The 20,519-nt window shown below is 49.9% G+C and carries 18 protein-coding genes and 1 pseudogene; 8 read left to right on the forward strand and 11 right to left on the reverse strand.

Annotated features, from left to right (window positions below; genetic code table 11):
* The 3 genes from CF651_RS26225 to CF651_RS26235 form a co-directional block, all read right to left on the reverse strand.
* A partial coding sequence (locus tag CF651_RS26225; RefSeq protein WP_144029112.1) for an S-layer homology domain-containing protein occupies positions 1-2,446 on the reverse strand: 2,446 nt, incomplete at its 3' end.
* Between the two features lie 181 nt (positions 2,447-2,627).
* Positions 2,628-3,545: an N-acetylmuramic acid 6-phosphate etherase gene (gene murQ, locus CF651_RS26230; RefSeq protein ID WP_094017824.1), complete on the reverse strand. Its 918-nt coding sequence runs from the start codon at positions 3,543-3,545 to the stop codon at positions 2,628-2,630.
* 29 nt (positions 3,546-3,574) lie between these two features.
* Positions 3,575-4,525: an N-acetylglucosamine kinase gene (locus CF651_RS26235; RefSeq protein WP_179233006.1), complete on the reverse strand. Its 951-nt coding sequence runs from the start codon at positions 4,523-4,525 to the stop codon at positions 3,575-3,577.
* A gap of 490 nt (positions 4,526-5,015) precedes the next feature.
* Between CF651_RS26235 and CF651_RS26240 the strand changes: the two genes are divergently transcribed.
* From CF651_RS26240 to CF651_RS26265, 6 genes are all read left to right on the forward strand, one after another.
* Complete coding sequence (locus CF651_RS26240) at positions 5,016-6,206, forward strand: exo-beta-N-acetylmuramidase NamZ family protein (RefSeq protein WP_094017826.1); 1,191 nt, start codon at positions 5,016-5,018, stop codon at positions 6,204-6,206.
* Positions 6,199-7,335 (forward strand): serine hydrolase domain-containing protein, encoded by a 1,137-nt coding sequence (locus CF651_RS26245; RefSeq protein ID WP_179233007.1) that lies wholly within the window; start codon positions 6,199-6,201, stop codon positions 7,333-7,335. Before CF651_RS26240 ends, CF651_RS26245 begins: the two co-directional genes overlap by 8 nt.
* Before the next feature lie 42 nt (positions 7,336-7,377).
* Positions 7,378-8,688, forward strand: a complete 1,311-nt coding sequence (locus CF651_RS26250) for an ABC transporter substrate-binding protein (protein WP_094017828.1) — start codon at positions 7,378-7,380, stop codon at positions 8,686-8,688.
* A 127-nt stretch (positions 8,689-8,815) separates the two neighbouring features.
* Positions 8,816-9,757, forward strand: a complete 942-nt coding sequence (locus CF651_RS26255) for a carbohydrate ABC transporter permease (RefSeq protein ID WP_094017829.1) — start codon at positions 8,816-8,818, stop codon at positions 9,755-9,757.
* A gap of 18 nt (positions 9,758-9,775) precedes the next feature.
* Positions 9,776-10,600, forward strand: coding sequence for a carbohydrate ABC transporter permease (locus CF651_RS26260; protein ID WP_094017830.1), 825 nt, complete (start codon positions 9,776-9,778; stop codon positions 10,598-10,600).
* Between the two features lie 18 nt (positions 10,601-10,618).
* The gene (locus CF651_RS26265; protein ID WP_094017831.1) at positions 10,619-11,464 is read left to right on the forward strand and encodes a MurR/RpiR family transcriptional regulator; all 846 of its coding nucleotides are present in this window, start codon (positions 10,619-10,621) and stop codon (positions 11,462-11,464) included.
* Between the two features lie 223 nt (positions 11,465-11,687).
* Here the strand turns inward: CF651_RS26265 and CF651_RS26270 are convergent, their stop codons facing one another.
* From CF651_RS26270 to CF651_RS26280, 4 genes and pseudogenes are all read right to left on the reverse strand, one after another.
* Complete coding sequence (locus tag CF651_RS26270) at positions 11,688-12,878, reverse strand: ABC transporter substrate-binding protein (protein ID WP_094017832.1); 1,191 nt, start codon at positions 12,876-12,878, stop codon at positions 11,688-11,690.
* Between the two features lie 698 nt (positions 12,879-13,576).
* Entirely contained in the window at positions 13,577-14,050 is a 474-nt protein-coding gene (locus CF651_RS26275; RefSeq protein ID WP_094017833.1) for an ArsI/CadI family heavy metal resistance metalloenzyme, read from the reverse strand.
* Positions 14,043-14,178 (reverse strand): annotated as a pseudogene (locus CF651_RS32975) (arsenate reductase); the annotation flags it as partial. The pseudogene CF651_RS32975 and the gene CF651_RS26275, both read right to left, overlap by 8 nt.
* A gap of 129 nt (positions 14,179-14,307) precedes the next feature.
* Positions 14,308-14,649 (reverse strand): ArsR/SmtB family transcription factor, encoded by a 342-nt coding sequence (locus CF651_RS26280; protein WP_094017834.1) that lies wholly within the window; start codon positions 14,647-14,649, stop codon positions 14,308-14,310.
* Between the two features lie 225 nt (positions 14,650-14,874).
* Between CF651_RS26280 and CF651_RS26285 the strand changes: the two genes are divergently transcribed.
* Positions 14,875-16,422: an MDR family MFS transporter gene (locus CF651_RS26285; RefSeq protein ID WP_094017835.1), complete on the forward strand. Its 1,548-nt coding sequence runs from the start codon at positions 14,875-14,877 to the stop codon at positions 16,420-16,422.
* 453 nt (positions 16,423-16,875) lie between these two features.
* On the forward strand, positions 16,876-17,430 hold the full coding sequence (locus CF651_RS26295) for a glutathione peroxidase (RefSeq protein WP_094017837.1): 555 nt from the start codon (positions 16,876-16,878) through the stop codon (positions 17,428-17,430).
* 115 nt (positions 17,431-17,545) lie between these two features.
* On the opposite strand, the gene CF651_RS32980 is transcribed toward CF651_RS26295, so the two are convergent.
* The 4 genes from CF651_RS32980 to CF651_RS26310 all read right to left on the reverse strand — a co-directional run bounded on the left by CF651_RS32980 (position 17,546) and on the right by CF651_RS26310 (position 20,337).
* A complete protein-coding gene (locus CF651_RS32980; RefSeq protein WP_245856166.1) occupies positions 17,546-17,758 on the reverse strand; it encodes a DUF3888 domain-containing protein in 213 nt (70 codons plus the stop codon).
* 2 nt (positions 17,759-17,760) lie between these two features.
* Positions 17,761-18,192 carry a hypothetical protein gene (locus tag CF651_RS32985; RefSeq protein WP_245856167.1) on the reverse strand — a complete coding sequence of 144 codons (432 nt, stop codon included), beginning with the start codon at positions 18,190-18,192 and terminating at the stop codon, positions 17,761-17,763.
* 316 nt (positions 18,193-18,508) lie between these two features.
* Entirely contained in the window at positions 18,509-19,657 is a 1,149-nt protein-coding gene (dgoD, locus tag CF651_RS26305) for a galactonate dehydratase (RefSeq protein WP_094017838.1), read from the reverse strand.
* Positions 19,654-20,337, reverse strand: coding sequence for a FadR/GntR family transcriptional regulator (locus CF651_RS26310; protein ID WP_094017839.1), 684 nt, complete (start codon positions 20,335-20,337; stop codon positions 19,654-19,656). The genes dgoD and CF651_RS26310 overlap by 4 nt, the downstream gene beginning before the upstream one ends.
* Positions 20,338-20,519 lie beyond the last annotated feature (182 nt).

Here is a 20,519-nt window from a genome sequence, read left to right on the forward strand (position 1 = left end):
CACCGGTTTGATCCGGAATCGTTTTGGCCGCTTTAGGATCATGATTCACTGCCGGCGGTGCAGTGACATTCATGATGAACGATGCATCCGTCTTGCCGCCTTTGCCGTCCTCAGCCTTCACTGTAACTGTAGATACTCCTGCCTGCAAAGGCTTGAGTCTAAGCCAATTTCCATATACGTTGGCCGCAACGGAGCCCTCGTTGGATGAAGCAGCCTGGAAAGTTAAAGCATCTCCATCCTCATCGGAAAAGCTTTGGGTCAAATCCAGACTCACCTCAGCTCCATTAGCATAGGCGGACTGATCGGGAATCCCTGAAGCGGCTAGCTTAGGGTCGTGATTTACCGCCGCTGCCGTAACAGTTACGTTAAACAACGAGCTGGCCGTTTTTCCTCTTCCGTCATTAGCCGTAATATTAATAATCGCTGTGCCTGCTGCTACAGGAGTCACCTTCAGCTCACTGCCGTTAAGCTCAACTTTAGCTACCTTCGGACTCAACGAAACCACAGTAAATTTTAACGCATCCCCGTCTTCATCTTGAATCCGTTCGCTCAAATTGAATATAACTCCACTGCCGTTAAGGGCGATCGTCTGTTTAGGAATCGCTTGAATAACTACAGGAGCATGGTTTGTCGAAGACGTCAGCACAATAGCAGGAACAGCTGTCGTTTGTCCTGACACAATGTCTATGACGGCCGTATACGGATTCGGGGCAAAACCGTCCGCCGTCACACTCAAGCTCTGTCCCGCCCCGCTAAGTACGTCAGCAAATACAAAGCTGCCATCCGCTGCCGTAGCTGCGTTAAGTCCTTGTAAAGTCACACTAGCGTTGGCCAACGGTTTGTTGGCGGTTCCGTAATATACGTTGCCGGTCACCGTCCCCCGAGCCTGTTTAGAACTGCTGGATTTGGAAGAAGACCTGCTGCCAGCTAAGGCTTGGCCCGATGCACTTGTTACCGAGCTAATTTGCCCGCTGACTGCAGAGTAATTGGCAATAAGGTCTGCGGCTGCCACGCCATCCGGCAAAACCAGACTTTGAATTTTCACACCGGCAGGCAGCGTTACCTTAGCATCTTTATTCGTAATTTCCACCTTAGTGATGGTTCCAGTCGTTTGAAACGTGACCCCTGCAGAGCCGGAAACTGTAACCGTCCCCATATTCCCCGTCCCGCTAACAACCGAGTCTTGCGACGATTGGAGGTTAAGCGAAGCTACATTGGCATCGATTTCAACACGGGCAGCGCCATCGTTCACTGTCAGCTTGGGAATTGTAACGCCTGCATCTGCTGTAACAACAGCATTCGAGTTAACTACAATTTCATTGACCGAGGTGCTTCCCGAAGGCTCTACCCGAACCTCCGTTTTATTAATTTCAACCTTTTCCAAAGCAGAGTTATCAAAAACAACCGTATGCGAGGAGCCCCCGTCTACAATCGTTGTACCTTTTACTTGCAGATTTTTTCCGTAGAAATCGTTCTTTAATTCATCTCCTATTCTAAAGTTACCGCTGACCTGGAGATTCTGAACCGTAATATAATCCGCCTTTACGTCCATATTTCCATCCATCATGTAACCCTGTCCATCCAGAACCAAATTTCGGCTAAATTCCTTCTCATCCCCTTCTACAGCTTGTCCGTCCTTATGCAGTTCGAGTGAGGTAATCTTTGTTACGCTTGCACCCTCCGTCTCGAAGGAGATAACAGCCCCTATTAATATAGGCGCGTTCGACTGGCCTAAGAGTCCTTTTACCGTTTCACCCTTGGCATATGTATGCTGATTTATGGTTACAGACTGGTCCGTTATACTCTCTATTACACCCGAGGCAATCGCATTATGGTCAGCCAAATGCAGTAGACGCGACACTACCAAAGCCAGCTCCTGTCTCTCTACAGCGCGCTTGGGTGCAAAATACGTGCCATCGCCGACCATCAGTCCCGCTTCATGAACCGTTTGAACATCAGCCTTGGCCCAATCACTTATTTCATTCCTGTCTTCAAAAGGCAAATTCGTATCACGACTTGTCGAGAGAAGTTGCTTGCCGCGTACTAAAACGACCGCTAGCTGCTCCCGCGTCAGCATTTCACCCACGCCAAATATATTTTGTTCCCTACCTTGGAAAACCTTCGCCCTTACCAGTGCCTCCACATATGGAAAAGCATAATGAGAAACAGGGATGTCTTTGAAGGTGGCTGTGGATGGCGGCTTGGTTACATCGAGTTGAAGCGCTTTAGCGATAAGAATGGCAAAATCTTGTCTGCTAATCATGCTAGTTGGCGCAAAAGCCGTGTCGCTTACTCCATTCACCATACCAAGACCTTGAAGCTCCTTGATCGCATCTTTCGCATAGGATGACTCGATATCGTCAAATACGACGGAGTCAGCCAGCACTGGAGCCCCTTGGACGAATAACAAAATGGATGCCGTTATGGAAAGCAGCTTTTTCTTCATTCACCAGTCCTTCTTCCCTTTTAAAGTATAGTTCAAATATACTATCACATAGTAGGGACTGTAAATTTAATTTAGTATTATTTTGTAGCTTTAAATAAAATAATGTCGAATTTGGTCGTAAAAAAATAAAACACCCCCGCTTTCATCAACCGAAAGCAGAGGTGTCAGCTCTAAATCTACTTTATACGCCGTTCGAGGAGGCCAGCTTGATCGCCTCGCGGACAAAGCCGTTGGCTTCTTGTAGCAATTGGATCGCTTCCGCAGCGCCCGTACCTACCAGCAGCATGACGATCGCCGTCTTGACGTGGCCACCGGCTTCTTCATACGCTTTCTCGATAGAGGCCGCATCCGCGCCTGTCGCCATATCAATCAACCGCTTGGCGCGGTGTACCAGCTTCTGATTCGTCGACTGCATTTCCACCATTAGATTATCATATACTTTGCCCGTCATAATCATCGATGCGGTCGTGAGCATATTCAGAATCAGCTTCTGTGCCGTACCGGCCTTCATTCTCGTCGAACCGAGAACAGCCTCGGGGCCTACGACGGCCTCGATCATGATGGACGCGCACTTGCCCATGGCCGAGTTGCGGTTATTAGATATCCCCACCACGGTAGCACCGAGCTCCTGCGCTCTCGTCATCGCTCCGATCACATAAGGCGTCCGCCCGCTCGCCGCAATGCCTACGACCACATCCCGTGCGGTCACCTGCAGCTTGTCGACGTCTGCCGCTCCAAGCACCGCATCATCCTCGATGCCTTCCACGGCATTCTGGATCGCTTCCGGGCCTCCTGCGATAATACCTACGACCAGACCCGGATCCGTGCCGTAGGTAGGCGGACATTCCGATGCATCGAGAATGCCCAGCCTGCCGCTCGTCCCCGCACCATAATAAAGCAGCCGCCCGCCCGTCTTGAAAGCGGCGACGATCGCCTCCACCGCCTCCGCAATGTGCGGAATGCAGGCCTCCACGACGCCAGGCACCTCACGGTCCTCCTGATTGATCAGCTTCAAAATATCAACGGCCGATTTCTGATCGATATGCCGGGTACGCTCATTGCGCTGCTCGGAAGTTAAGCCTTGTAAAGATAAATCCATCCTGGTTCCTCCTTCGTTCAACATCGATGTTATAGGCTGTTGCTCTTGTTGTTCCATTCTCTAACGGCCAGCAGCGCCGCCCCATAGGCTGGCTTGCGCTCGGACGAAACGACTTCCAGCTCGATGCCCCTTGCCTTGAGCTGCTCCCGGTACCGTTCCCCGAAGAGCGGCGAATGCCGGAAAATCGATCCGGTGACGGCAATAGGCAAGCGGCGGAAAGCTTCGTCCTTGCGCAGCATCGCTTCCGTTAAATCCGCCAACCCTGATGCGGCACGCCCGATAATGTCCCGCGCCGCGGAATCTCCGGCTTCGGCCGCCTGAATACACAGCTCCGCAAACTTGGCGACATGCTGCTTGTCAATATGAGGCTCATAAATATAGGAGCGAAGGTCTGCCGGAGATTCAAACCCGTACGCCGCCAGCACCAGCTCGGTGAGAAGCGTCGGCTCTAGCACACCGTCGTAGCTGAGCATAATCGCTTGCAGTGTCTGCAAGCCGATATCGTAACCGCTGCCGTGGTCTCCGAGCAGGTGCCCCCAGCCTCCGGTCCGGTACTTGTTCCCCGAAGGAGTCAGTCCGTATACAATGGATCCGGTACCGGCGATAGCAATCATCCCTTGCGTGTCGCCGACCCCAGCCATCAGCGCGATTTCCGCGTCATTCATGATCGATATGAGAGGCGCAGGCCAGCCTTGACTTGTATAATACCGGGCCAAATGCTCGTGCACCCTCCGTTTCTCTTCTTCCATATAAATGCCCGCCATGCCTATACAAATGCCTCGGCACTGCTGAGGCAAGTAAGCAGCCTTCCCGTGGAGCGCGTCCAGCATGTCCGTTAAATGACGCATCGCGGAATCAAAGGGCAATGATTTGGGATTGCTGGCGCCTCCCCTATCGGTTAGCAGCTCTGTGCCATTCAGATCGGTAACGATCAATTCCGTTTTGGTGCCTCCACCATCGAATCCAAGCACATATTCCACACGTTCACCTGCTTTATTGTAGAGTTGACACCAAGGTGTCATACCACCAAGACTACTTTTAGAATAATCGATATCGGCAATTTTGTAAAATAATATTTTACGACTAGTCCAACGCCCTTTATGTTAAAAAATAATAAATGATGACAAAAATACATTGATTTATTTAGTAATAACAGCTATTATAGGCATATCAGCTATTGTTAAAGCGCTTTCTTAGAATTAGAGGCACAGCGTCGCCCTACCTTGGGATCATGCATTTTCCATTGATTACTTTTAAAATAAAATTTTATATTGAAATCTTATTTCATGATGCTATAATAGATTGTGTAAGGTAAATTGACATTTAAGTATCATGATTGAGAGAATCACGCTGCAATGAACAGCCGAATTCAGTCCAATCCGGTTCTTACTCCGGCTTGCCTGAATGCCAAACAGAGGGCTGTCATTGTGAATCTATCCTATTCTGTTCTACTAAAAAGGGGGTTGCACGATGAGTCATGCCGTTCAGGTCGGAGCGGATCAGCTTCCGTCCATGGGCAGCAAGCTGCTGCGCAACAAACGCTTTGCTTTGCTGACCAACCCGACGGGAATCGATTCGAAATTCAGATCCACTATTGATCTCTGTCATCAAATCGACGGCGCCGAGCTCACCGCATTGTTTGCTTGCGAGCACGGACTGCGCAACGAGAAGCAAGCGGGCATTTATTTCGAGGATGAACTCGATCCCGTCTACGGTATTCCGGTATATAGTCTTTACGGAACGAACCGCAAGCCTACGGCAGCCATGCTTCAGAACATCGACGCCGTCGTGTACGACATTCAAGATTTGGGCATCCGCTTTTATACTTATTTAACAACCTTAGTCTACATGATGCAGTCATGTGCCGAGCATAAGGTGGAGCTTATCGTCCTGGACCGGCCGAACCCACTCGGCGGCTGCCGCATCGAAGGCGGGCTGCTGGAGGAAGGCTTCTTCTCGATGGTAGGCGCCTGGAAGATGCCGGTGCTCAGCGGGATGACCATCGGTGAATTCGCCCGGCTGGTGAACAGCCAGCTGGAGCAGCCGTGCGAGCTGCAGGTCGTTCCGCTGATCGGCTGGAATCGTTCGATGGAATATCCCGACACCGGGCTGCCATGGGTCATGCCCTCACCGAACATGCCTACCATCGATACGGTTCGCGTCTATGCCGCCAACTGCTTATATGAAGGAACGAATGTATCGGAAGGACGGGGCACGACGAAGCCTTTCGAAATGATAGGCGCCCCATGGATGCAGCATCAGCGCGTATGCGATGCGATGAACGACATGCAGCTGCCGGGCGTATGGTTCCAGCCGGTGACCTTCACCCCTTCATTTAAAAAGCATACCGGTCTGCTCTGCAATGGCGTGATGACCTATGTGACGGACAAAGTGCAGTTCCGCTCTGCGGAAACGGGCCTCCGGTTGCTGCATCAAATCCAGTCCATGCATCCGGGCGAGTTCGACTGGTACCGTGGAAATGAAGAAGGTCTCCCTTTTATCGACATCTTGACCGGCAGCGACCAGGTCCGAACAACGCTTCACGAGACCGGAGCCGTCGAGCGCATTATCGCCGGATGGCGCAAGGACTGCGAGGCATGGAAGCAATTGAGAAAGCCTTATTTGCTCTATGAAGAGCCTGAGGATGCAGTGCATGGCTGAACAAACCGATTATGGAACAGCCGGGCAGACCGGTTTAACCGTCACCTTGCTCGACAAGATGTGGGAGCCCCTTCGCCAAGCGATGTCCGACAGGCTCATCCCTGGCGCATCCGCCGCTGTTCTGTATAAAGGGGAACGCCTGCGGTATGCCGGCGGACTTGCAGTAGATATTCCGAGTGAAACCACAGAGGCGACCCTGGAAACCCTGTACGACTGCGCATCGCTGACGAAGGTTTCCGTCACCCTCCCTCTTGTATTGATCCTGCTGGATCAAGGCAAGCTGAAGTTAGAGGATCCGGTGTCAAGCTATCTGCCCGAGTTTCATCGGGCGGATAAGTCGATGATCACCCTTCGCCACCTGCTATCGCACACTTCCGGTTTCGTCGCATCTTACGATTTCCATACCCAGCCTTGGACCCCGCAGGAGATTCTCGACTTCCTGGCCAAGGAGCCGTTAGCTTACGAGCCTGGGACATTATGTATCTACAGCGACGTAGGGTTCATCCTGCTCGGCGAAATCATTCCCCGCTTGTTCGGGATGCCGCTGGACCAAGCGGCCAAGAAGCACTTGTTCGATCCCCTCGGGATGAAGGATAGCGGGTTCCGTCCTTCCCCCGGGGAACGTCCAAGAATTGCAGCCACCGAGTACTCGATGGCAACGCAGGCGTACTGGCACGGCATCGTTCACGACGAGAACGCCCGGGCCATGGGAGGGGTTAGCGGACATGCGGGGCTGTTCGCCACCGCAGCCGATCTGCTCGAGTATGCCCGAATGTGGCTCGCTTCGGCCAACGTTCGCCCATCCGCGGCGCACAAGCCGTGCCTGCTCTCCCCTCCGGCAGCTGTACGGGCCATTACGAAGCAAACCCCGCTGCTGCCGGAGGTGAACCGGGGGCTCGGCTGGGTCCTGAAGGGCGACACGGCCGACGTGTCCGGCCGCTTCTTCTCACAGCAGGCCTTCGGCCATACCGGCTTCACCGGAACAAGCCTTTATCTGGACCCGCTTCAGGAACTGGCCGTCGTGTTATTAACCAATCGTGTGCACTACGGACGCGAGCAATCCGTTACACAGCTGCGTACCGACTTTCATGATGCTGTCGCTGCGGCTATTCAAGCCAGCAGTTTATGAATAAAGCAGTACTAATTCGATATGATGCGGAGGAGCACATGTATGAGAAAAAAACCGATCACTTTAGCAGCAGTAGGTCTTTCTTTGGCAGTAGCAATGACGGGGTGCGGCGGCGGTGACGCCGGGAAGACGAAGGATGCGGGCAATGCCTCGACACAGACACCGGCAGCCAACAAGGTGAAGGTCACCGTCACCTCGTGGAGAGCGGAGCAGAGCGAAGTCGATTTGTATAAAAAAATTCAAGCCGAATTAAACAAAACGTATCCGGAAATCGAGCTCGATTTCAAGCCGGTGAAGGCGACGGAGTACAACACTTCATTGAACGTAGCGTTAAAAACCGAAACCGCGGCCGATATCATCCATCTTCGTCCTTATTCCGGAGCTACCGCCTTGGCGGATGCCGGTTACCTGGAGCCGATCGATGGACTCAAGGGTCTCGAAAACTTCAGCAAGGACCAGCTGATCGCCGCACAAGGGTCGGATAAGAAGCAGTACGGCGTCCCTTACATGCTGAGCTCGACGCAAATTTTGTACAACAAAAAAATATTTGCCAAATACAACCTTCAGGAGCCTAAAACATGGGATGACCTGATGAAAGCCGCCGAGACGCTGAAGCAAAACAAAGTCACGCCGTTCGCTTTCGGCTCCAAGGAGGGCTGGGTGCTCTCCTTGATGCACGGTGCGATTGCACCGCAATTTTACGGCCAAGATTTTGCAGCCAAGTTCTTGAAGGGCGAAGCGAAGATCGACAGTCCGGAATTCCTGAAATCAATCGAAGCGATGAACAGCCTGGCGCCTTACTTCCCGGCAAATTTTGAAGGCCTCGGCATGGAGGATGTCCGCACCCTATTCGCTACCGAACAAACAGCGATGGTCATCGACGGTCACTTCGAGATCGCCTCCATTCTTGCGCTGAATCCGAAGCTGGAAATGGACGCTTTCGCAGTTCCGCCTGTGGATCCAAGCGGCAAAGCTACCGTATCCACTTGGGTGGACGGATCGTTTGGTATCAACAAAAATTCCAAGAACAAGGACGCTGCCAAGAAAGTACTGGAATTCATGACGACCAAAGCATACGGCTCGCTGATCTTGAACAACACGAAGTCCCCGTCCCCGATTCAGGGCGTAACGACGGAAGATCCGCTGATCAACAAAATTGCCAAATTGTCGAGCACGAATGCAGCGCCTTACTTTGCCGTCACCTACCTGAATTCGGGCAACCCGACGAGCAAAGCGACGCTGGAAGGCTTACTGCAAGGCATGTACCTCAAGAAAGCTACACCGAAGCAAGTTGTAGAAGAACTTCAAAAAAGCGTAGACACCTGGTTTAAACCTGCTGCTGCGGGCAAATAATCCCGCCTAATCCCGGCCTCACTCTCAGGCTGCCGCCGCTTCTCACAGGTGCAACTCCCCCGCGGAGCCCCTGCGGCGGCGGCCATTTTTCCTATTGACCATCAATCCATCGTGAGGTGAATGTACTATGGAGCACGCCAACAACGTCACAGTGAATCGAAGGAAGCGTTCCTGGGCCCGTCTGATTGTTCATACGTTCCCGATTCCAGCTGTCGCCATATATACGCTATTTTTTGTTTATCCGATCTTTGCCGCCTTCGCTTACAGCTTGTTCGACTGGAAAGGCATGACGATGGGCAAGTTCAATTACTTCCAGAACTTCGTCAAGCTGTTCACCCAGGAGCCGTTCAACAACATGTTCTGGAACGCGCTCAAGCACAACGTGTATTACTTTATCATCGAAATGGTCGTTCAGAACGGGATCGCCTTTATTCTTGCCTATGTAATTTTCAAAAAGGTGAAGGGCGCGCAGTTATTTAAGGTCGCTTACTTTCTGCCCCGCCTGCTGTCCATCATCGTCGTCGGCTTCATGTGGAAGCTGATTCTGAACCCGAACACAGGTATCGTGAATGTCGTCTTGAAGAAGCTCGGTCTGGACTCCTGGACGCATGCATGGCTCGGCGATCCGGATACGGCCCTTACGGCGGTCGTACTGGTCAACTGCTGGTTTGCCATCGGCTTCTTCATGCTGATCTTCCTTGCCGGACTCCAGTCCGTATCGACAGAGGTGCTTGAGGCCGCCAAGCTGGACGGTGCCATCGGCTTTCGTCTCATCCGTTCGGTCGTGCTGCCCATGATGTTCCAACCGGTCGTCATCGTCATTGTCATGACCTTCATCCAAGCCTTCGAAGCCTTCGAGCTGGTGTTCGCCATGCAGGGCTCGATGGGAGAACCGTATTATTCGACGGATCTGATGGCCGTCTTCTTCTACCGTACGGCCTTCGGCAGCGGCTCCGGCGAATCGGGCGAGCTCGGTGTCGGTTCTGCGCTGGCTGTCGTCATGTTCGCTATTATCGCAACGATTTCAGCTATTTTTATGTCCTATGTCAACAAAAGGAATGCGGATTAGAAAGGGAGGGTCGACCGCATGAAACCAAACCCATTAAAACAAAGCCTGCTTTATATCGTATCCATCGGTTATGCCTTGATCTCGCTCTTTCCGTTATTCCTGATGCTCGTGTCTTCGGTGAAGCCGAACATCGAAATTTTCACCAAACCGTTATCTTTGCCGTCCGAGCTGAGCTTCGCATCGTATAAAACGCTGTTCGTCAAACTGAATTATTTCAGCTATATTCAAAACAGCATTTTTGTCAGCGCGGTCACCTTGGTCGTCCTGCTTATATTCAGTGTCATGCTGTCCTATTATATTGCCAGATTCGATTTCAAATGGAACGGTCTGCTCTTCTTCTACTTCCTGATTGGAATGATGCTGCCGATCAAGCTCGGGCTGGTGCCCCTGTTCCTGCTGATCAAGGATTTGCACCTGGTGAACTCCTTATGGTCCATCATCCTCATTCAGGTCGGCTCGGGCATCCCGATGGCCGTGCTGATCTTGACCGGATTTTTCCGCACGCTGCCCAAGGAGCTCGAGGAGGCTGGTAAAATCGACGGGGCCTCCAACATGGGACTGTTGATGAAAATTTTGCTGCCGCTCATGCGTCCGGCACTCGGCACCGTAACGATTGTCAACTTCATCGGGGTATGGAATGACTTTTTCTTCCCGATGATCTTCATTCAGGATGAAGCCAAGAAAACGATTCCGGTAGGAATGCTGAAGCTGTTCAGCGAATTTACTACGGACTGGAGCGTTCTGTTCGCAGGCTTGACATTATCTTCGCTGCCGATGATCATTATCTTTATCTTCGCATCGCGGCAATTCATGGACGGTCTTACAGCTGGTGCTGTGAAATAAAGCAAAAGGAGCCATAGCATGAACGGTGGTTTAGTACGACTTAGGGAAATTCTGAATTTGATCACGCCGTCCGAACGGAAGGTGGCGGAGTTCATTTTGCAGGACCCTGAACGAATTATCGGGTTGTCGGTAGCCCAGCTGTCCCAGGAAAGCGGGGGCAGCCAGGCCGCTGTCATTCGACTGTGCAAGTCGGCCGGGTTCAAAAGCTACCAGGAGCTGATGCTCAAGGTAGCCGGAGATCTGAAGGATGAGAGCAACGAAACCGGCTATCAGGAAATCAAAGGCGAGGATTCGATTGAAAGAATTATCGAGAATGCCTCCAACAACAACATCCAGTCGATCCGCGACACGTTGAAAATTTTATCCCCTGCCAATGTGCAAAAAGCAGTCGAGGCGATTCTTCGCGCCAAACGGATTTATTTCTACGGCATCGGCGCTTCCAATTTAATCGCGACCGACGCCCAGCACAAATTTATGCGGATTAACAAAACGAGCTTCTCGTTCGCCGATTCCGACCTGCAGCTGGTGTCCTCCGTGATGCTGACCAAGGACGATGCCGTCATCGGCATCTCCTATTCGGGTGAAACCCCGACCATCGTGGAGTGCATGAAACGGGCAAGAGAATCAGGCGCGGCGACCATCTCGATTACGCGGTATGGCAGCAATGCTGTGAGCCAGCTGGCCGATATCCCTCTGTTTATTTCCTCCACCGAAACGGAAATACGCAGTGGAGCTACCTCCTCTCGGATTACCCAGCTGAATGTAATCGACATTCTGTACCTGGGCGTCGCCAGCAGAGAGTACGATCAATCGGTCAATTATTTGGAAAAAAGCCGCAGCGCAGTCAGAAAAGCTCGCAGGTGAATCGCCGATAAGAATTTTGGTTTCCGATTCACCGGAAATCATCCCATAAAGTCTTATATGGTAAACAACCGTCCAGTAACCTTATCAAGACCCAAAATTAAAAAAAATAAGAAAAATAAAGGGTTTTATATATTAGTTATATCTAATATATAAAACCCTTTTTCTTATTGAACTATTGTGCCCGTTGAAGGATCATTTTGACCGTGGTCTTTTAAGCATGTAATTAATCTTTTAATTTTACAACAGCATTATTTATGATTATTTCAAGTTCTTGAAGTGTGGTACTAACATCTCTATTTTCTAAAATCATTTTCCTAAACGAATCCGTTACTAACCGAACTACTTCCTTTTCAAAGACGCTTGTTTCGACTACAGGATTGGCACCTTCATTGATAAACAATGCTTTAATATTTTTGTCTTTAAAATATGATAGTTCAGAAGCATACGCATCTTTAATAGAATCTTGAGTTAACGAGGAAACCTCTCCTTTTTTTGAGTTAAACAATTGGTGTTCTTCCGAAACCAAATAAGTTATGATTTCAAACGCTTCTTGTTTATACTTGCAAAAAGGGCTTAATATTAAAAAGGAGCTATTTGGTGCAGTTGGTTTTATCATTGGATATTGCCTGAACGTCGGGTATGACACGATATCCCAGTTTATCTCCGGTTCGCTTAAGCAATTCGCACATAATACAGCCATTGCAACATTTTTATCTCTGGAAAAACCACCGTTAAACCTAAATAAATGTTTGGGATTGGGAAGGTTTCCATGAATCGTATAAATATCCTTTATCGTTTCCGCAAGTAATTTCCATTTTTCATTATTAACAATGGCATAATCTGTTGAAGGGTCAAGACATGTCAAAGATAATTGTTCTCTCAGTAGAACATAGTCGGCAATATCTAGTCCCCTATAAAAGACACCGTCAATTTCCCCGGTTACTTTTTTTGCTAGATCAATAGTTTGATCCCAATTCATTTCATTTTGAGGGTAGGGAACCCCGAATTTATCAAAAATATCCTTATTGTAAAAGAGTGGATGTTCCGTTTTGCTATATGGCAATGCGTAAACTTGTCCTTCATTTCCAAAACTAAGAATTGGACTCAATGCTTTTGAATCAAATTGACTTAAATCAAATTGATTATGTCCTATCAAATCATTTAAATCATAATGAAAGTTATTTTGAATTAATTGCGGTATTTCATATGCTGGGCTGAACATCAACAAAATATCTGGTGACGTATTGGTTGATTGCCACTTTTCAATGTTATTATTAAAAAAAGGTTCTTCTCTCGAATAGATAAGTTTAACCCATGGAAATTTCTTTTGAACAGGTTGTACGATTCTTTCTTCAAAATATTGTTCTGGATAAAAAGTATTAAATGAGATTATTAATCGACTAGAAGTTTCCATAGAAAATCTCCCTTCCAAGTTCGGTTGAATGCTTCAAATTAATACCTCCATATATTCTTGTATATGGAATATAAAAACAGGTGCAAAAAAATTTTATCGTACATTCGTTCGTATGAAAAGGGTGTATTCAACCATAATGATATTTACTTTATTAAGGTAACCTGCCCGTGGGACCTGATCCCGTCAGCTATAATGTTCACCCCTACTTGTTACTACCATCTTTGAGGCTGGTTGGGACGTAGATCCCGTATAACAAGCGATGCTATGGAATAATCTATTAACATGTATCTCTTAGTGTTATCCTCTAAGAGAACTTCTTGCACTCTCATAGACTTCCACCTTCCAGACATTAAATGATAACACTCGGCAAAACCTCGCTACGCCTCCCGCTGTGGGCTACTCCCTCCAAATATACAAATGCCTGTGCTTATTAAACTATAATATTATTAACATATTAAACGTTATTTTTAATAGCTGCTTATGGATTCTAATATGTAAAAAAATAGAGGATATATGCTCGTATATTGAACATATTATCCTCTTATTATGAACTACAATTAACGGTCTCGCGGACGGTTGTTTTTTCTTTCTGCTTAAGGCACTCCCCCTCCCCGATGGACGGCTTCGATAAGGATTGATATCCCGCGGCGCAGCGTCCGATACAGGTTTTTCACAGGTTTTCCGAGAAAATAATTGGTTTAAAATAATCTCTTTTTGAAGGAGTTGAATTCCACGGCTGCCGGACCGGAGGGAGGGGCACAGCAGATTGACATATCACGAGGTTCTCCGGCACTTTCAAATTCCGAATCTTCTTTTGTGAAGAAAATTTCCCAAGCATTGCCGTCTGGGTCGTACACCCAGACCTTATCCTGCACAGCGTAACAGCAGGTCGTGTTCATTTCGTCGATAAGAAGGAGTCCTGTCTGCCGAAGACGCTCACCCATCGTCAGCACTTCTTCGGTGTTGTTCACCTGAAAGCCCAGATGGTTAAGTACGCCATTTTTTTCGAAGGGACGGACATTTAAAGAAAAATGCAGTGCCGGTTCATCCAGCTCAAACTTGGCATAATTGTCTCTAACCTTCGTCGGCTCCGTGCCAAAAAAAGCCTTGTAGAAGTCGAGGGATTTCTGAATGTCGCTGCAGTTTACCGCTACGTGCATCCGTTTAATCATTGTCATTACCTTCCTTCACAAATTGTTCAATTCGAATTCTTATGGAATCGCGAATCACGAAATTGGGACATGATTTCTTCTTCTGTTCCGGTCGCTTTCGCGGGGTCGTCAAAGCCCCAATGCCATCTTTCCGCTTTACCGTTTAGCCCATGTGCTTCTAGTTATGCGCTTTTGACTGGCAACCCCTGCTTTAGAGGATCTCATCAATGACCTTCGCGTCAGGACCGGCAAAAAACAAAAAATACGTGCCAATAAAATCAGCAACAAGCTTCTTTTTCATTCGTCACTTCGCAGCAATTGTTACCTTCTTGTGCTGACTTAAAAATGCAGCATAGCTCTTCAGAGAGAAGATGGCTTACTTCCTCCTGGTTAATTTCGTAATAGCTCCAAGTGCCGCGCGCCTCCCTTGTGATGAAGCCGGCATCAAGCAAGATCTTGAGGTGATACGATAGCTTGGATTGGGACATTTCGAAAATATCAGTGAGATCACAAACGCAAGTGTTCCCGCGTTGCGTAAGCTCATACATGATTTGAAGACGTTTTTCATCGGCAAGCGCTTTGAATTTGGACTCGTAATCTTTGAACGAAATGTCTGTCATGGAGTGATCACCTTCTTTGAATACTTCTTTAAGATAAATCAATTTATTTTGATTTAATTTATGAACTGAATTTAACACCATTTTCTTATCCAGTCAATTGTTTAATCAAAAAAAATTGATTAATTTCTCTAAAACTTTATTTTCTTTGGACACCATCAGGAATGACGCCCCTCCGCCAAGGGCAGACTGTGGGATATTAAGGGATATGTAAAGGAGTTGAGCAAAATGACCGCCAACACCCGGCGCAATTCGACGGGCATCGTGATTGCCGGATTGCTGCTCGGCATTTTGATGGCTTCGATGGACAATACCATTGTCTCAACCGCGATGGGGACAATTGTCGGCGAGCTGGGAGGCCTCGATAAGTTTGTTTGGGTCACTTCTGCTTATATGATCGCCGAAATGGCCGGTATGCCCATCTTCGGCAAGCTGTCCGACATGTATGGACGCAAGCGGTTTTTCGTCTTCGGGATTCTCATATTCATGCTCGGCTCGATCCTGTGCGGGACCGCCCACTCGATTGTTGAGCTCAGCGTGTACCGGGCCGTTCAAGGCTTGGGAGGCGGCGCTCTGGTACCTATCGCCTTCACCATCATGTTCGATACGGTTCCGCTTGAGCAGCGGGGCAAGCTGGGCGGTCTGTTCGGCGCCGTCTTCGGCATGTCGAGTATATTCGGCCCTTTGCTCGGAGCTTACATTACCGACTATATTAATTGGCAATGGGTATTTTATATTAATCTGCCGCTCGGGCTCGTTGCGTTCATCTTGATCGCTGTTTTCTACAAGGAGTCGCACGAGCATTCCAAGCAGCCGATCGACGGCTGGGGCGCCTTCTCTCTAGTCGGCGCGGTGATTTGTCTGATGTTCGCCTTGGAGCTGGGCGGCAAGCAATTTGCCTGGAATTCGAGTGTCATCCTCGGCTTGTTCGCCGGCTTCATTCTTCTGGCCGTCGTGTTCATTTTTGTGGAACGGCGGGCCGAAGAGCCGATCATTACGTTCGCCATGTTCCGCAAAAGGCTGTATGCCACAAGCAACGCCATCGCGATCCTGAGCGGCGCGGCTTTCATTACTGCCTCCGTCTATATCCCGATCTTCATCCAGGGCGTGCTCGGCGGCTCGGCTACCAACTCCGGCTTGGTGCTGCTGCCCATGATGCTCGGCTCGGTCGTCACTGCCACCGGGGGCGGGATTCTGTTATCCAAGGTCGCGTACCGGTCGATTATGATCCCAACCCTGATCATTCTTGTCATAGGCATCGCTTTGCTTACCACCTTGTCGACGGAGACAACCCGGTGGATCGTCACCTTGTATATGATTCTCGTCGGGCTCGGGATCGGCGCTTCCTTCTCCGTGCTCAGCAATGCCGCCATTCAATCCTTCAGCGCCAAGCAGCGCGGCTCCGCCAGCTCGACACTCAATTTCTTGAGGTCACTGGGCATGACCGTAGGTATCACCGTCTTCGGGATTATCCAAAGCCACACGTTCACCAACGAATTGACCCAAGCGATGGCCGCCATAGGCTTGAGCAGCGCGCAGCTGCCGCCAGGTGCAAAAATTAGCGATCCGCATGCGCTGTTATCCCCTGAGGCGCGTGCACAGATACCGAAGCCGATTCTCGATCAAATTACGGAGGCGCTGGCGTATTCGATCGCCCATACCTTTGTCTGGGCTATCCTCCCTGCCGTGCTCGCTTTGCTTGCGTCCTTCTTCATGGGCCGGGACAAGCTGGAGGAGGCCCCGCCCGGAGAGGAGAGTCATCCGACAGGGCATTAAAGCCCGTATTTTATCGCCAATCACGGCCCTCAGGTTAACTTCATGGTCAGCATGAGGGTTTTATATGCTTCATTGTCGGTGATGAGTTGTATGATTTGATTTACACCGTGCGCAAAAGCTCCCTGCATGATGGAGGCCACTGAAAAAGCTACGGCTGCATGGACAGATCGTTCTTCCGATCGCTGTTTTCCCCGAATTTTCTCAATTTCAACCCCCTTGTAGCGGTCAAAATCCGGGGACAAAGGCGAACGCTTACGCTTCTACAGAACGATTCCGTCCACCTCGCCAGTTTTTCAGTGGCCTCGCATGATGTCGATGCATTGTATAACAGCAATGCAAACCTTATTGTCAGAAACTATTAATCTTATCAATATTATATATTTGTACAATAGACTCACCTGTACTATGGTTACATTACTATCACTTTCCCATCTGATACAGGAGGAGATCCCCATGACTATTTATGATTTTCAAGCCCGCAGCATCGATGGAGAGCTCGTTGATTTGTCGATCTATCGCGGTAAAACGCTGCTCGTCGTTAACACCGCCAGCAAATGCGCCTACTCCCGGCAGTTTGCAGGACTGCAAAAGCTGTATGAGGACTACCACGAGCAGGGCTTCGAGATCCTTGCCTTTCCTTGCAACCAGTTTAACGGTAAAGAACCCGGAAGTAACGCCGAGGTGCGGAATGATTGCGAGAGCCATTTTGGCATCAGCTTCCCTTTATTTCAGAAAACAGACGTCCGTGGTCCGGACGCTCACCCTTTATTCCAATATGTAACCCGGCAAGCGCCTTTCCAAGGCTTTGATACGTCGACTCCCGAAGGAGACAAGATGTACCGCTTCCTGCAAGAAAAATACCCCGACATCTACGAAGGCGACGGGGTCAAATGGAACTTCTCCAAGTTTCTCATCAATCGGCAGGGTCTTGTGGCCGCCAGGTACGAATGCACGACAGACCCGTCTGATCTGGCCCCGGAGGTTCGAGCTCTGCTCGAAAGAAGGTAGCCGACCGGGTATCTTGTGTCGATTTAAGCCGATACGAACCGGTATTAAGAAGAACGCCTTGCGGCGTTCGCGGGTGAACCCTATACGTTTGTGCATGGAGAGGAGCCAGGTGTGGTTACTTCAAAAGATTTTGGTAATTGGGGAGGAAGTCATCCTTATTCGGTCCTCTCAGATGTTCAAAATTTTTAAGCTCAACTCCAGCCGGCGAGATCCGATATGTAAGTATATCTTCGCCTACAGGTATATGTGGGCCGATTATTGGTTGAGCATCTATTGTGATTAAAAAATCAAAACGACGGAAAGCATCTACCCTTTTAATGCTCTTCACATCTACGGAATCTGGATTAGAACTGGTGGGATTGAAATTACATCTGAGTATACCTCTGCAAGCTTCTCTTTCATATGTGGAAGTAGAAGTGAAACAAACATATCCTGCAGCTGCAGCTCCTTTGAGTCCTCAAGCAGCTTATTATCAGCTGCATTTGAAGTTTGCTCTAAAAGAGCCTCTTCAGCATCATAGTGAACATCTATAATATGTTTGTTATCCGTCCCAGGAGAGGCTTGTGTGTATTTTACAAGAGCACTACTGCTCTCAGCGAATAAGCGAAGAGGTACATATGCCTTGTTACTATAGTTAAGTACCTCTTCGCCTTCCTGAAGATGTACTTCTTTGTAGAGTCCGTTAGCTAGAAAAAAAGTAACTTTGCTTGGAAAGATTGTTGCTTCTACTGCACTCGAAGCAAAAATAGAAGTTGCAAACACGTATAAATTAGATACAACCAGTATCCATGCGATTCAAAGGAATGGTAAGTTGTGTTATTCTATTTATGCCTGACAAAGAGCCCTCCTTGCGGCAAGCAGCCAAGCTGACAGGAAGGCCCTTTGTCGGGTTTTAGGCTATTATCGTTGAGCGGCTAACACAGCTCCATAGAAGCTATAGAAGCCGATGGATCCTTATACTGCAAGACACACGCTTATGTCTCGCTGAAATCGTCTCCCTCATCCGCTGCCTCCCTGCAAGCGTGGATGCAGCCGAACATACCGTTTTCACCCTAAATCTATACAAGCTTTACCGGCTTTACCACTCCGTCACCGTACCGTCCTCGTTGCGCCATACCGGATTGCGCCATTGGTGGCCGTTGGCCGCCATCTCGCGCACCTTCGCTTCGTTGATTTCGATGCCCAGCCCCGGCTTGGTCAGACGCTTCACGAAGCCGTTCTCGTAATGGAATACACCGGGATCCACCAGGTAGTCAAGCAAATCGGATCCTTGATTGTAATGGATACCCAGGCTTTGCTCCTGAATAAAAGCATTCGGCGTACAGAAATCGAGCTGCAGCGACGACGCCAGCGCAATCGGCCCCAGCGGGCAGTGCGGAGCAACCGCCACGTCGAAAGCTTCCGCCATCGCGGCGATTTTGCGCACTTCCCAAATACCGCCGGCATGGCTTAAATCCGGCTGGATAATGTCCACGCCTCCCTGCGTCAGCAGACGCTTGAAATCCCAGCGCGTGTACATCCGTTCGCCGGTCGCGATCGGTACGCTCGAGCCCTTGGTGATCTCGAGCAGCGCCTCGTTGTTCTCGGATAGCACAGGCTCCTCGATGAACATCGGCTTGAACGCCTCCATCTCCTTGATCAGCACCTTGGCCATCGTCTTGTGGACGCGGCCGTGCAGATCGACGCCGATGCCGTTGCCGTAGCCGATCGCTTCGCGCACCGCGGCCAGCCGCTCGACGGCCTCCTGCACCTTCAGGTGCGAGTCGATCCACTCCATCTCGGCGGTGCCGTTCATTTTGATCGCGGTGTAGCCCTGCGCGATCTTCTCCTTGGCGGCCTCCGCCACGTCGGATGGCTTGTCTCCGCCGATCCAGGCGTAGACGCGCATCTTGTCGCGCACCGGCCCGCCCAGCAAATCATACACGGGCACGCCGAGGCTCTTGCCCTTGATGTCCCACAGCGCCTGCTCGATGCCCGAGATGGCGCTGGTCAGGATCGGCCCGCCGCGGTAGAATCCGCCGCGGTACAGCACCTGCCACAAGTCTTCGATGTGGCCCGGGTCCCGGCCGATCAAGAACTCGCTCATCTCCTGCACGGCGGCAGCCACCGTGTCAGCCTTGCCCTCGACGATCGGCTCCCCCCACCCGACGATCCCGTCATCCGTCGTAATTTTCAGAAACAGCCACCGCGGCGGCACCTTGAACAGCTCCATCGATTGAATCTTCATACGCCAATCTCTCCTTCTCCCTTTTGAAATTCAACAAGCATATCTTCCAAATGACATTTCATTAAAGCTCTCGCCTGGGTCGGATTGCTCTGCATGATGGCTTGGGCAATCAGAAAATGATACGAGGATGCCTTCTCATCCATCCCTTCCCACTTCATCGACTTCCTGCGGCTGTCGATGAGCAGATCGCTGATCCGCTCGAGCATGTGGTACATGATCTCGTTGTGTGAGGCTTTGGCGATCAGCTCATGGAAGCGCATGTCCTCCTTCAGGAAGTCCTGCCCCTTCTCGATCTTCCGCTTCATGACGCGGGCGGTCTCCATAATGGCAGCCGCTTCCTCCTCCGTCGCCTTCACGGCAGCCAGTGCAGCCAACTCCGGCTCGATGATGAGCCTGGATTCCGTCAGCTGCAGCATCGTCGCCCGCTCGAGGAAATCGATGCGCGCCGCAGGAGCTTCGGACAGCTCGTGCTCCACATACGTGCCTCTCCCCTGCTCGATCCGCAAAATCTTCTGCTTCCCGAGAATCCGCACCGCCTCCCGAACGGAGGAGATGCCGACACCGAGCTCTGCGGATAGCTGCTCCAGAGGCGGAAGCTGCTCTCCCTGCTTCCAGACGCCGTCTTTAATGTTCTGTTTAATTTGATCGTAAACGGCTTCATAAGTAAGCTTTTTTCCCAATGGCTTCACCTGCATTCTTGCCAAGATACACATGAAAAACAATTGATTCATATGATGTATTTTAAATATAATACAATTCATATGATGTTTCAATTGTTTTATTGAGAAACCTAGAAACCGCGTCTATAACAGGGTCAATGCACGCGGCAGACATTGGATGGGGGATATCCCCTATCGAGGCC

The organism is Paenibacillus rigui (assembly GCF_002234615.1).
Lineage (GTDB): Bacteria > Bacillota > Bacilli > Paenibacillales > NBRC-103111 > Paenibacillus_S > Paenibacillus_S rigui.

Excerpts from the sequence above, each read along its gene's own strand:
- CF651_RS26255 (WP_094017829.1), top strand. The coding sequence starts at position 8,816 with ATGGAGCACGCCAACAACGTCACAGTGAATCGAAGGAAGCGTTCCTGG.
- murQ (WP_094017824.1), bottom strand. The coding sequence starts at position 3,545 with ATGGATTTATCTTTACAAGGCTTAACTTCCGAGCAGCGCAATGAGCGT.
- CF651_RS26270 (WP_094017832.1), bottom strand. The coding sequence starts at position 12,878 with ATGGAAACTTCTAGTCGATTAATAATCTCATTTAATACTTTTTATCCA.
- dgoD (WP_094017838.1), bottom strand. The coding sequence starts at position 19,657 with ATGAAGATTCAATCGATGGAGCTGTTCAAGGTGCCGCCGCGGTGGCTG.
- CF651_RS26280 (WP_094017834.1), bottom strand. The coding sequence starts at position 14,649 with ATGACAGACATTTCGTTCAAAGATTACGAGTCCAAATTCAAAGCGCTT.
- CF651_RS26240 (WP_094017826.1), top strand. The coding sequence starts at position 5,016 with ATGAGTCATGCCGTTCAGGTCGGAGCGGATCAGCTTCCGTCCATGGGC.
- CF651_RS26295 (WP_094017837.1), top strand. The coding sequence starts at position 16,876 with ATGACTATTTATGATTTTCAAGCCCGCAGCATCGATGGAGAGCTCGTT.
- CF651_RS26245 (WP_179233007.1), top strand. The coding sequence starts at position 6,199 with ATGGCTGAACAAACCGATTATGGAACAGCCGGGCAGACCGGTTTAACC.
- CF651_RS26265 (WP_094017831.1), top strand. The coding sequence starts at position 10,619 with ATGAACGGTGGTTTAGTACGACTTAGGGAAATTCTGAATTTGATCACG.
- CF651_RS26275 (WP_094017833.1), bottom strand. The coding sequence starts at position 14,050 with ATGATTAAACGGATGCACGTAGCGGTAAACTGCAGCGACATTCAGAAA.
- CF651_RS26250 (WP_094017828.1), top strand. The coding sequence starts at position 7,378 with ATGAGAAAAAAACCGATCACTTTAGCAGCAGTAGGTCTTTCTTTGGCA.
- CF651_RS26285 (WP_094017835.1), top strand. The coding sequence starts at position 14,875 with ATGACCGCCAACACCCGGCGCAATTCGACGGGCATCGTGATTGCCGGA.
- CF651_RS26260 (WP_094017830.1), top strand. The coding sequence starts at position 9,776 with ATGAAACCAAACCCATTAAAACAAAGCCTGCTTTATATCGTATCCATC.